Raw genomic sequence first — 12,100 nt, 5'->3', positions numbered from 1 at the left:
TACGGATGGGTCGGGACGGGAAGGGCGAAAGCCCGACCGTGAACACGGCCGGGCAGAGGCTTAAAGGCTGTAGCTCATCTGCTTGCGGAGTTTGGCGACGGACAGCTCCTGGCGAATCTCCAGGACCAACTGGGAAATCGCACGGATGGTGGCGTAGCGTTCGGGCGCTATGGCTGTGACCACCAGTTGCGGCTCGCCGCTTTGCGCGTGGAACAAACGGACAGTAATGCCCTGTTCCTCTTCCTTGCATTCGCAGGCAAGCGGCACGAAGGACAGCTCGATGATTTGCCGAGCCTCCTGAAAAGATATCGTCATCATTGTTGGCTCATCCACATTCGTAGTGTCCAACAAGGCTAGCCGCATTTGGTGACATTTCAACGAAACGAACCAGCGTTCCGCCCGCTGGTGCACCTACCGGGCGACCATTCCGGGTGAGAATCAGCCCTGCTTGTCGCTGTTCATGTTGCGCAGTTTCTTCGCCTGGGACTCCAGCAGGAGGTACACCAGCGAGGCGATCAGCAGCGGGATCAGGAAGTAAAGCACCCGATAGCCGATCAGCGCGGCGAGCATGCTGCCCTTGGAAACCTGCCCCTGCAGCAAGGTCACGAAAACCGTCTCCAGCACGCCCAATCCCGCGGGAATGTGCGTGACGACACCGGCGATGCTGCTGATCAGCAGGACGCCCAGCACGGTTGGATAATCGACCTTGTCCTGCAACATGATGTACACCACCAGCGCCATCAGCCCCCAGTTGCAGCCGCCAACCACCAGCTGGCTGGCGGCCATGCGCAATGAGGGCAGGCCGATTTCGTGCCCCCGGATCGTCCAGGAACGGCGCTTGGAGAAGGCGCAGAGGCCGAGGTAGATCAGCGTCACCGCGACCAGCAGGACACCGATCAGACGCAGCGTGCCCGTACCGATGGACCAGCTCTCCGGCATTTTCACCCAGCCCAGGGCGAACACAGTCCCGCCCAGCGCCATGTAGCCGAGCCAGTTGGTCATCAGGCTCAAGGTGAAGATCTGGGTGATCACCGAATTCTTCAGGCCGAGGCGCGAGTACAGTCGGTAGCGGAAGGCGATGCCACCGACCCAGGCACTGAGGTTGAGGTTGAAGGCATAGCAAACGAAGGTCACCGGCAGGATTTGCGACGCCGGCAGGCTATGCCGCGTGTAGCGTTTCCCGAGCAGGTCGAAGCTGGTGTAGACGAGGTAGCTGCCTAGCGTCGCCAGGCCGGCGAGCAACAGCGTCTTCATGCTGTATGCGCGCAGGGTGGTGATCACCTCGTCCCAGTCGACCTTCTTCGCCAGGGCGACCAGCAGCACCACCACCATGATGAAGAACGCATAGGTCAGCAGTTTCTTGGCGATCGGCCACCATCGATGGCGCTCGGCGAACGAGGACTGGCGGGTTTCGCTGGATGCGCTCATTGACCGTCTCGCTGCAGGTTGGCGACGGCGGGGGATTCCACCGTCGGAGGTTCGACAAGGGCGAGGCGCGGCTTACTGGCCGGGAGCTTGGCGATCATCGAGGGGAAATAGCGCAGAAAGTGGAATATCAGGAACACCAGAGGGGCGCGCCAGAAATACCCGCGCACCATGCGCTCCAGGGGAACCGTCTTGCAGTGGTCCTGAATGAGCAGGTCCAGCCGCTCGTGCAGGTGCCGGTTGAACACCGGGTCGCGAATGATCACGTTGGCTTCAAGGTTCAGCGACAGACTCAGCGGGTCGAGGTTGCTGGAACCCACGGTGGACCAATCGTGGTCGGCCAGCGCCACCTTGCCGTGCAGCGGACGCTGGCAATATTCGAGAATCTGCACGCCGTCGCGCAGCAGGTAGTTGTAGAGCATTCGCGCGGCGAGTTTGGCGATCGGCATGTCCGGCTGGCCCTGCAGCACCAGACGCACGCGCACCCCGCGGCGGGCCGCGTTGCGAATCTCTCGCAGCACGCGATAACCGGGGAAGAAGTAGGCGTTGGCGATCAGCAGATGGCTGCGCGCCGAACGGATCGCCTCGAGGTAGTGCTCCTCGATGTCATTTCGATGGTTCTCGTTGTCGCGGGTGACCAGGAGTACGCGGGCGTTGCCGCGGCTGTGGTTGTAGGTTCGGCCGATGGACTCCTGTACGCGGCGCTGCCACCAGCGCTTCGGATGCTCGCGGGGGGCGATGGTCTTCAGCGCGAAGCGATGGATGTCGTCCACGGCCGGCCCTTCGATCTCCACGGCATAGTCCTGCTTGGCTTCCGGGCCGAAGTCAGCGAGATGATCGGCGGAGTAGTTGATTCCGCCGATGAAGGCGCGCTCCCCGTCGATCACCACGATCTTGCGATGCAGGCGGCGGAACAGATTGGTGCGCATGCCCAGGAACTTGGGCTGCGGGTCGAACAGGTGCAGGCGCACGCCAGCGGAGGTCAGCCCGGCGATGTAGTCCGGGGTGAGGTCCGCGCAGCCATAGCCGTCCAGCGTGATGTCGACGCGCACGCCGCGTTGGGCGGCGTCGATCAACACGTCGCGTAGTTCGTTACCGACCTTGTCCTGATAGACGATGAAGGTCTCCAGCAGAACTTCCTTCTTCGCCTGACGAATCGTCTCGAATACGCGTGGGAAGAATTCCTCACCGTTTTCCAGCAGCTGCAGGCGGTTTCCATCACGCCAGCTGAATTTCATAGGTGGATCTCCACGGCCAGGGGTACATGGTCTGACAAGTGCGACCAGGGCCGGTTCGACAGAACCTGCGGGTTGCGCGTGGTGGCGTTGCGCACGTAGACGCGGTCCAGGCGCAGCAGCGGCCAGTGCGCCGGGAAGCTCCTGGCGACGATGCCGTGCGCCTGGGCGAAGGCCTCGTGCATGTTCGCGCCGCGCTCCAGCACCGGGCTGGCCTTGAGCCGCCAGTCGTTGAAGTCGCCGGCCACCACCACCGGCGCATCCGGCGGCAGGCTGGAGATCAGTTCGCAGAGCAGGCCCAGCTGCTGCTGGCGGTGCGCCTCGCGCAGGCCGAGGTGAACGCAGATGGCGTGGAAGGCGTCGTGACCGGGCACCTGCAACTCGCAGTGCAGCAGCCCGCGCCGCTCCGGACCGCTGATGGACACGTCGAGGTTCTGGTAGCGCAGGATCGGAAACTTGGAGAGCAGCGCGTTGCCGTGGTCGCCATCCTGGTAGACCGCGTTGCGGCCGTAGGCGAAGTCGCTCCACATGCTGTCGGCGAGAAACTCGTACTGCGAGGTGGCCGGCCAGTCGGGAAACCGCAGCGCGTGCTTCTCATGGGTGCCGTGGACTTCCTGCAGGAACACGATGTCGGCAGAAATGCTGCGCACCGCATCGCGCAGCTCGGGCAGGATGAAGCGCCGATTGAACAGCGTGAAACCCTTGTGCGTGTTCACCGTCAGCACCTTGAGCGAATGCACCGAACTCGCCAGGTGCGCATCCAGTTGGGAGCTTTGCAAATTCAAATCTGAACTCCTTGGCGTCTTTGCCGGGGCGGGGCGCTCAATGGGCCTGGGCCACACCAAGCAGCACGGTGCTCTGGGCGCGATCACTGAAGGTGCTGGCGATGTTGCCGAGCGACACCACGCCGACCAGGCGTTTCTCACGATTGAGCACCGGCAGACGGCGCATCTGGTTGTGCGCCATGTTGCGGGCGACCTGCTGCACGTCTTCGTCATCGAAGCAGTAGCGCACGCCCGAGCTCATGATCCGGCGAACCGGCGTCGCAGCGTCGAGCCCTTCGGCGACGGCGCGCAGGGTGATGTCGCGGTCCGTCACCATGCCCACCAGACGGCCGTTCTCGTGAACCAGAAGGGCGCCAGTGTCGATCCGCGCCATCAGCGTCGCCGCATCGCGGATGCTCTGCTCCGGACGCAGGGTCTGCACGTTGCGGGTCATGATCTGCTTGATCTTCATGGGCTCGCTCCTTTGCATAAGAACCGGCGCTGCGGCCGCAAGGCCGCAGGCTGCACCCGCGATGGGCGCCTAGTTATTCCGACTGATCAGGAGGAGCAGGGTTCCGGCACGAGACGTGCCAGAGGGCGATGACGGGGGGGCGACGATTCGGCGAGCCGAACCCTGGATCAGGCCAGGCCTTCGCGCGCGGCCACGCTGGTGCCGTCGCGCGACCACGACTGCATGACGAAATCCGGCTCGGTGTGGGTCATCAGGCATTCCATCTGCAGGGCGTCGCCAAGTAGCTGATGCACCTGGTCGCCCATCAGCGGGCAGCCGTCGATGGGATGCCGCCAGTGGCAGGCGACGAGAATTCCGTCCTCGGTGAGCGACGAGCGCATGCATTCGGCCAGGGCCAGGAGATCGTCCTGGGCCAGGTAGTAGCCGACCTCGCTGAGGACGATCAGGTCGAAACGCTGCTCCGGCCAGCCCTGCGGCAGACGCATCTGCTCGACGCGGGCATGGGGGAACGCTTCCAGACGCTGGCGCGCCAGTCGAACGGCGGCGGCCGAGGTATCGCCGCAGAGCAGGCTGTCGCAACGCTCGGCCAGTTCCGCGCTCAGTTCGCCATTGGCGCAGCCGGGTTCGAAGGCCGCGGCGAAGCGGTCGCGGGGCAGGGCGGCCAGGGTCAGGGCGCGCTTGCGACGCTCGTACCAGCGCTGGCGAAACGCCCAGGGATCGTCGTTGCCGGCGAACAACTCATCGAAATAGGCATCGCCCACGCTCATAGGAAGAACACCTCGAAGGGTCGCAACAGGCGCTCGAGCGCATGCGCGTCCAGCACCGGTGGCAGATTAATGTCGGGATCGCCTTCCAACTGGCTGGCGTGCGCCTGCATGGCCTGGCGCTTGCGCGCGAGCATGGCCTCGTCGATGACCATCTTGCGGGCGCGTTGCCAGGGCAGGCGTGGGTCCTCCGGGTCCGCCCAGTGCCAGGCCCAGATCGGTACTTCCACCAGGCGGGCACCTGCCGCGCGCGCAGCCGCCGCCGCGGCGCGTCCGACCGCTTCGTGGTCGCAGTGGCCGTCCTCGCGCCAGGTGGCGAAAACCACGTCGCCCGGCTGCAAGGCCTCGGCGATGAGGGCTTGCAATTCGTCTTCCCGGGAGGCCACGGCGCTGTCGGGCAATGCCGCGCGAATCCACGGCAACGCGTCGACATCGATCTGCAGCCGACGCAACGCTTCGGCGCTTTCCAGCGGGCGGGCCTGGACCAGCCGTTCCACCGGCCAGCGCCGCGAGCCGGGATGGCTGGCATCGCCGTCGGTGACGGAAATCAGCAGAAGCGGATTGCCGGCGCGCGACAGCGCCTGCAACAGACCGCCGCAGCCCAGCACCTCGTCGTCCGGATGCGGCGCGACGATCACCGCGCGACTGCCGGCCGAGACCAGATGCTGCAGGTCGATTTCTTCCACTTCCGCCAGGTGCCGGGAGCCGGCCCAGGCCTCGATCGAGGTGCCGCTGCCGACGATGGGATTGGCCTTCATAGCAGCCAGCTGCCCGCCGGATCCCTCACCACCAGTTCGCCGAGTGCGGCCAGGTCGCGTTCGGCATGGCTCTGGCGCAGGAACACCGGCAGATCGGTGGCCAGCCGGGCGTAGCGCCGGTTCAGGCACAGCGGCGCAGCGCCGAGCGCGCGGCCGACGTGCCGCAGCAGCGACTCCGCGGCGTCCTCGCACACGGCACGGGAACGGCGGACCGCCAATTCGGCGCTGGCGGTGGGGTTGCGATCGATCCACTCGGCACAATCGCGCAGCAGTGCAGCACTGGCCTGCAAGGCCGCGTCCACCGCGCCCAGATGGGCCAGCGTGTGCGGCTCGCCACGACGGCCCTGGCCGCGCAGGTATTCCGCCAGGGCCTGAGCCGCACCGTGCCAGCAGGCCGCGATGCCGCCACCGCCCTGCCAGAATCCGGGACGACGAAGGTAATCGCCCGGCCCGCCGACGAGCACGCCATGGGCACGGCGGAAACTGACCTCGACGCTCTGCGTGGCACCCATGCCGATCGCCTGCCAGCTAGCGCTGTTGGTGCTGATGCCGGGTTGGTCCATCTTCACCGCCACCAGCTGCTGCTCGCCGTTGGCGTTCCAGGCGGTGAGCAGGCCGTGGGTGAGCTGGTCGGCACCCGAGCACCAGGCCTTGGTGCCGTCCAGGCGCACTTCGCCACCGGACTCGGCAACGATGCGCACCTTGGCCTGCGGCGGTTCGGCCGCCCACATGCCCCACAGCGAATCTTCCTCCGGCGCCGGCGCGCCCAGTTCGGCCATCACCGCCAACGCGTCGGTGTGGCCTTCGTAGAGCTTGCACAGGTTGAGGTCATGGCTGGCGACGCAGGAGAGCGCGCGCCAGCGTTGGAGGGTCTGCCCGGAACCGGGCAGAGGTAGATCGTCCAGGCCGGCGAGGCGCAGCTCGCGCAGGCAGGCGATCAACTCGCCCAGCCCCGCGTGGCCATCCTCGCGGCCGTTCAGCCATTCGCCCAGCGCTGCGGGCAACAGAGCCCGTTCATTCACGCCGACTTCACCTTCTGCAGTTCGAAGAGCAACAGCGAGCGGCCGGTGATGCCGTACTCGGTGTCGAACTCGAAGAGTTCCTCACCGCTGGCGTCCGCGCGGTTGGTATCCACCAGGCAGGTCCAGTGCTCGCCCTCGGGCACCGCTGGCAGGCGGAAATTCACCACGTCGAAGTGCGAGTTGAAGATCAGCAGCAGGGTGACGTCGGCGCCGGCGCGGCGGATGCCGGTCGGCTGGGCGCGGCCGTCGAGCAGCATGCCGAGGCATTTGCCGTGCGGGTCGTGCCATTGCTCGACGGTCATTTCCTCGCCATTCGGCGCGACCCAGGTGACGTCCTTGACGCCCAGTTCCTCGTTGTAGGCGCCGACCAGGAAACGCCCGCGACGCAGCATCGGGTACTTCAAGCGCAGCTGGATCGCCTGACGAACGAAGGCGAGCAGGGCTTCGCCGTCTTCATCGAGGTTCCAGTCGATCCAGCCGATCTCGCTGTCCTGGCAGTAGGCGTTGTTGTTGCCATGCTGGGTACGGGCGAATTCGTCACCGGCGACCAGCATCGGCGTGCCTTGCGAGAACAACAGGGTGGCCATGAAGTTGCGCATCTGGCGCAGCCGCAGCGCGCGGATTTCCGGATCGTCGGTGGGGCCCTCGACGCCGTGGTTCCAGGACAGGTTGTTGTTGCTGCCGTCCTGATTGTTCTCGTCGTTGTCCTCGTTGTGCTTGTCGTTGTACGACACCAGGTCGTGCAGCGTGAAGCCATCGTGGGCGGTGATGAAGTTGACCGAGGCGAATGGCCGGCGACCACGCTGGTTGTACATGTCGCCCGAGGCAGTGATGCGCTTGGCGAACTCGGACAGCTTGCCCTCGTCGCCTTTCCAGAACGAGCGCACGGTGTCGCGGAAACGGTCGTTCCACTCCATCCAGCCCGGCGGGAAGCCGCCCACCTGATAGCCCCCGGGGCCGCAGTCCCAGGGCTCGGCGATCAGCTTGGTCTGGCTCAGCAGCGGGTCCTGGCGACAGGCGACCAGGAAGCCGTGGCGCTCGTCGAAGCCGTCGTGCTCGCGACCCAGAATGGTCGCCAGGTCGAAGCGGAAACCGTCCACGTGCATCTCGCCGGCCCAGTAGCGCAGCGAGTCGGTGACCATCTGCAGCACGCAGGGGTGCGAGAGGTCGAGGGTGTTGCCGGTGCCCGAATCGTTGATGTAGTAGCGCTTGTCGTCCGGCATCAGGCGGTAGTAGCTGGCGTTGTCGATGCCGCGCATCGACAGCGTCGGGCCGAGCTCGTTGCCCTCGGCGGTGTGGTTGTAGACCACGTCGAGGATCACTTCGAGGCCGGCATCGTGGAGGTGCGCGACCATCTGCTTGAACTCGCTGATGCTGCTGCCCGCCAGGTACTTCGCATGCGGTGCGAAGAACGCGATGCTGTTGTAGCCCCAGTAGTTGGACATGCCCTTTTCCAGCAGATGCTGGTCCTGGACGAAGCCATGGATCGGCAGCAGTTCCACCGAGGACACGCCGAGCTTGCGGATGTACTTGACGACGGACTCGTGCATCAGCCCGGCGAAGGTGCCCTGGAGGTTTTCCGGCACGTCCGGATGGCGCTTGGTGAACCCGCGAACGTGGGTTTCGTAGATGATCGTGCGGTCCCACGGCACACGTACCGGGCGGTCGTCGCCCCAGGTGAATGCCGGGTCGACCACCTTGCACTTCGGCACGAAGGGCGCGCTGTCGCGCTCGTCGAAGCTGAGGTCTCCGTCCTTGTGGCCGATGGTGTAGCCGAACAGCGACTCCGACCATTTCAGCTCGCCGATGAGCTGCTTGGCGTAGGGATCGATGAGCAGTTTGTTGGGGTTGAAACGGTGGCCTTCGCTCGGCTCGTAGGGCCCGTGCACGCGGTAGCCGTAGATCAGTCCGGGATGGGCGTCAGGCAGGTAGCCATGCCAGATCTCGTCGGTGTACTCGGGCAGTTCGATGCGTTCGAGTTCCACTTCGCCCGTTTCGTCGAACAGACAGAGTTCGACCTTGGTGGCGTGCGCGGAAAAGATCGCGAAATTCACGCCCAATCCATCCCAAGTCGCGCCGAGAGGATGGGGCAGCCCCTCGCGTATTCGCGAAGGGCTGGTCACGGATGCAGCGGCTTTACGCTCAGTACTCATGCTTTCTCCTATGCGCAATGGCAAGCGCACTGCAAGGGACGTTCAGGCTTTAGGGGCGGTTGGCTTGGCAGCCGGCTTGGCGGGCTTGGAAGCGGCGGGTTTCGGCGCAGCTGGTTTGGCCTCCTTGGGCGCGCTCGACTTGGGCTCGGCCGGCTTGCGCGGCTTCTTCACCAGGGCAGGCTTCTCGCTGGCGCCGGCAGCGGGTGCGGCGGCTGCGGGTTCCGGTGCTGCCTTGGGCTTGCTGGCCTTGCGCGGCTTGGCCGGAGCCTTGGCCTTGCTCGCGGGCAGCGCCTCGGCGGCGGCCAGCTTGCGGGCCATCTCCCAGTGCCGCTCCTCCTGACCGTCTGGGCGGCCTTCGGACTCCCAGATCTGGTAGGCGAATTCGCGTATACGCTCGTCTTTAGCACTCATGTTGAAGTCTCCATGTTTTACGTTGGTTCAGATCGCAAAATGCCTAGCGGAAACGTAGCCAGGACCTCGGCAAGCCGCACCTGCTCGTTGTGTGTGACTGCGCCACCGTCAAAAAGTCCCCTCAGCCCCCGATTCGCCAGACTTTCAGGCAGTTGCACGTAGGTATCGCCCCAGCTATCGGGCGCGATGGCCGGATTATCACCACCTCCGAGCAGCGTGAACGTCAGCCGCGGCACTATGACCACGACGCTCCTCCCTTCATGGCGGCGGGCGAACGCGAGAACGCGCTCCGCCTGCTCGCCATGCACCTCCAGCGGCAGGTAATCACCTGCCGTGAACAGTTCCGGCAGCTCCGCACGCAGCTGCAACGTCTGGGCGATCAGCCACTGTTTGATACGTCCATCGCGCCAGCTGGCAATCAGTTCGGCGGGACTCCGCTCGGCGGGACCTCGCTCGGCGGCGAGGGCCTGGCGGCGGGCGACGAAGTCGACCGGGCGGCGGTTGTCCGGGTCGACCAGGCTGAAGTCCCAGAACTCGGCGCCCTGGTACAGATCGGGCACGCCGGGCGCCGTCATTCGCAGCAAGGTCTGGACCAGACCATTGAGTGCGCCGGCCGGGGCGATGCTCATCGCCGCCGCGGCGATCTCGCGACGCAACTGCGCGCCTTCGTCCTGTTGCAACAGACGCTCCAGATAGGCGCGGCAGGCGCCTTCGTACGCCTCGTTGGGCGCGCTCCAGGTGCTGCGCAGCTTGGCTTCGCGGACGGCCTTCTCCTGCCACTGGCCGATCCGCCCTGCGTACTCCTGCATGCCGGCATCGTCGTCGGGATCGAGGTCCAGCGGCCAGCTGCCGAGCAGGATCTGCATCAGCATCAGCTCGTCACCGGGCGACGGCGCGACGCCATCGGCGAGGTCCGCGCGCAGCGGTGCGGCCATTTCCAGCCAGCGGTCCACCTGCTCGGCGAACCAGGACGCACGCTCGCTGAGCACGGTGATCCGCGCCCGGGTGTCCTCGCCCCGTTTGTGGTCGTGGGTGGCAGTGGTCAGCAGGTTGCGCGGAAACGCCTCGGCACGCTCCAGCGCGGCGGCGTGGAAGGCCTGGGGCGAGGCGCTGAACAGCTGCGGGTCGAAGCCGACGTCGTTGCGCGAGAGCAGCACGGCGCTGCGGTAGCAGGCGGTGTCCTCCACCGCCTTGGCCGCCGCCGGCGAGGTGAGCTGCTGGAAACGCACGCAGGCCTGCTTGCGGGCGGCCCGGATCGGCCCCGGCGGCACGTCGCGCAACGGTTCGCCGCCGAGCCAGCGCTCCAGGCGCGCGAGCAGCGGCCAGTCGGCCTCACCGAGCGTGGTGCGCGCGCCTTCCAGCGCCTGCTGGAAAAACGGTTCGTCCGATTCTCGGCGGCCGGTGGCGCCGATGTAGGTGCGGTACACCGGGAAATGCACGATCAGTTCGAGCAGCGCGCGGCGGATCGCGCCGAGCGTGAGGTCGCGGGTCATCAGGTCGCCACGGGCGACCTGCAGCAGCAGTTGAGCGACCGTCTCGTAGTCGCCGGCCAGGGAACCGGTGACGACGAGTTGCTTGGCGGCGCGCACTTCCTCCATGAAATCCGCCGTGCGCTCGCTGACCCGGCTCCACAGTTCGCCGAGCACCGCCTCGCCAGCCGGGTCGTGCTGCAGCAGCGACACCTGGTTCATGAATTCGTAGCCGGTGGTGCCGTCTACGCCCCAGTCGCGTTGCAGTTGCTCCTCGGGGCCGAGGATTTTCTCGACGTAGATCGGGAAGTGCTCCAGGGCGGTCTCTGACGGGCGCCCGGCGATCAGCCGTTCGACACGCCGACGCAGCTGGCGACAGTAGCCGCGCGGGTTGGCCAGGCCGTCGACATGGTCGATGCGCAGGCCGTCGACCTGTCCGTTGGCGACGAGCTCGAAGATTTTCGCGTGGGTTTCCTCGAACACCATCGGCCGCTCGACGCGCAGACCGCCGAGCTCGTTTATGTCGAAGAAGCGCCGCCAATTGATGTCGTCGCCAGCCGTGCGCCAGCTCGCCAGGCGGTAGTGCTGGCGTTCGAGCAGGGCATGCAGGCGCTGGAAGCCGTCTGGCTGGGTGGCGTCGAAGCGCGCCAGCATGCGCTGGATATCCTCGGCGGCATCGCCCCGGCTCGCGGCCTCGGCCAGCTCGGCGCGCAGTTCCTTGGCGCACTGGTAGGGATTTTCCTGCTCGCGCAGGGTGGCGAAGCGTTCGCCGAGCGCGATCAACTCGGGGTTACCGCTGCCGCTGAGCAGCTCGACATAGCTGGGCGGGCTGATCGGGAAGCGGTGCTCGTAGTGCTCCGCGTAGAACGCGCCACTGGCGGCGTCGAACCGAACGACGATCTCGCCGGCCTGCAGCACCTCGCCGTAGTCGGAGCGCAGGAAGGGCACCAGCAATTGTCCTTCCAGCAAGGGGTCGGGCGAATTCCACTGGATGTCGAAGAACTGCGCGTAGGGGCTGCGGGTGCCCCACTCGAGCACGTCGAGCCACCAGGGATTGTTCGATCCGCCCACGGCCATGTGGTTGGACACGATGTCGAGGATCAGCCCCATGCCGCGCTCGCGCAGCGCCGCGACCAGGCGATGCAGCGCGGCTTCGCCGCCGAGTTCCGGGTTGATCGCGGTGGGGTCGACGACGTCGTAGCCGTGCATCGAACCGGGGCGGGCTGTAAGCAGGGGCGAGGCATAAAGGTGGCTGATGCCCAGGCTGGCGAAGTAGTCGACCAGCGGGACGGCATCGTCCAACGTGAAGCCTTTATGGAACTGCAAGCGCAGCGTGGCGCTGAGTGGCTTCATCTAGTGTTGCTCCGTTTGGTGGCGGGCCTTGTCGAGAACCAGCAGGCGCTGGCGGGGTAGCGGGGCGTCGAGCAGGTCGGCGCAGTCGCCTTCCCAGCGGCGCCGCCAGTTCGGGTGTTCGTCGGTGGTGCCGGGGAGGTTGGGTTGCTCTTCCAGGCCGAGCACGTCCTCCATCGGCAGCAACGCCAGCGGCGCGGGCGTCAGGCCGATGAAGGCGGCCGCGGCGTCACCCAGCGCGGGGGACTGCGCGGTGACGTCGGCGGGCAGATCGCAG

General features: G+C 66.1%; 12 protein-coding genes. All 12 read right to left on the bottom strand.

The features are described 5' to 3' along the window. Positions 1–60: 60 nt before the first annotated feature. Positions 61–318 carry a DUF1652 domain-containing protein gene (locus B2X67_RS15865; protein WP_286786070.1) on the bottom strand — a complete coding sequence of 86 codons (258 nt, stop codon included), beginning with the start codon at positions 316–318 and terminating at the stop codon, positions 61–63. A 120-nt stretch (positions 319–438) separates the two neighbouring features. Continuing rightward, positions 439–1,428 carry a lysylphosphatidylglycerol synthase domain-containing protein gene (locus B2X67_RS15860; RefSeq protein ID WP_286786069.1) on the bottom strand — a complete coding sequence of 330 codons (990 nt, stop codon included), beginning with the start codon at positions 1,426–1,428 and terminating at the stop codon, positions 439–441. After that, the gene (gene clsB, locus B2X67_RS15855; RefSeq protein ID WP_273230696.1) at positions 1,425–2,663 is read right to left on the bottom strand and encodes a cardiolipin synthase ClsB; all 1,239 of its coding nucleotides are present in this window, start codon (positions 2,661–2,663) and stop codon (positions 1,425–1,427) included. Before clsB ends, B2X67_RS15860 begins: the two co-directional genes overlap by 4 nt. Further along, the gene (locus tag B2X67_RS15850) at positions 2,660–3,445 is read right to left on the bottom strand and encodes an endonuclease/exonuclease/phosphatase family protein (RefSeq protein ID WP_286786068.1); all 786 of its coding nucleotides are present in this window, start codon (positions 3,443–3,445) and stop codon (positions 2,660–2,662) included. Before B2X67_RS15850 ends, clsB begins: the two co-directional genes overlap by 4 nt. Positions 3,446–3,482: 37 nt before the next feature. Further along, the gene (locus B2X67_RS15845; RefSeq protein WP_286786067.1) at positions 3,483–3,896 is read right to left on the bottom strand and encodes a CBS domain-containing protein; all 414 of its coding nucleotides are present in this window, start codon (positions 3,894–3,896) and stop codon (positions 3,483–3,485) included. A gap of 167 nt (positions 3,897–4,063) precedes the next feature. Further along, positions 4,064–4,663, bottom strand: a complete 600-nt coding sequence (locus B2X67_RS15840; RefSeq protein WP_286786066.1) for a class I SAM-dependent methyltransferase — start codon at positions 4,661–4,663, stop codon at positions 4,064–4,066. Beyond that, complete coding sequence (locus B2X67_RS15835) at positions 4,660–5,418, bottom strand: PIG-L deacetylase family protein (protein ID WP_286786065.1); 759 nt, start codon at positions 5,416–5,418, stop codon at positions 4,660–4,662. Before B2X67_RS15835 ends, B2X67_RS15840 begins: the two co-directional genes overlap by 4 nt. Further along, a complete protein-coding gene (locus B2X67_RS15830; protein ID WP_376747751.1) occupies positions 5,415–6,440 on the bottom strand; it encodes an acyl-CoA dehydrogenase in 1,026 nt (341 codons plus the stop codon). Before B2X67_RS15830 ends, B2X67_RS15835 begins: the two co-directional genes overlap by 4 nt. Further along, positions 6,437–8,593, bottom strand: a complete 2,157-nt coding sequence (glgX, locus tag B2X67_RS15825; RefSeq protein ID WP_273230705.1) for a glycogen debranching protein GlgX — start codon at positions 8,591–8,593, stop codon at positions 6,437–6,439. Before glgX ends, B2X67_RS15830 begins: the two co-directional genes overlap by 4 nt. A gap of 42 nt (positions 8,594–8,635) precedes the next feature. Then, a complete protein-coding gene (locus tag B2X67_RS15820; RefSeq protein WP_286786064.1) occupies positions 8,636–9,004 on the bottom strand; it encodes a DUF2934 domain-containing protein in 369 nt (122 codons plus the stop codon). 17 nt (positions 9,005–9,021) lie between these two features. Next, positions 9,022–11,826, bottom strand: coding sequence for a malto-oligosyltrehalose synthase (locus tag B2X67_RS15815; protein WP_286786063.1), 2,805 nt, complete (start codon positions 11,824–11,826; stop codon positions 9,022–9,024). After that, positions 11,827–12,100 (bottom strand): 4-alpha-glucanotransferase (locus B2X67_RS15810; protein ID WP_286786062.1); only part of this gene is annotated, 274 nt, incomplete at its 5' end. It abuts the gene before it with no gap.

Origin of the sequence: Pseudomonas sp. UBA3153, from assembly GCF_002364635.1 — a bacterium.
In the GTDB taxonomy this organism is placed as follows: Bacteria; Pseudomonadota; Gammaproteobacteria; order Pseudomonadales; family Pseudomonadaceae; genus Pseudomonas_O; species Pseudomonas_O kuykendallii.
Note: the sequence above shows the minus strand (reverse complement) of the source record. Positions and strands in the feature narration are given on the sequence as shown.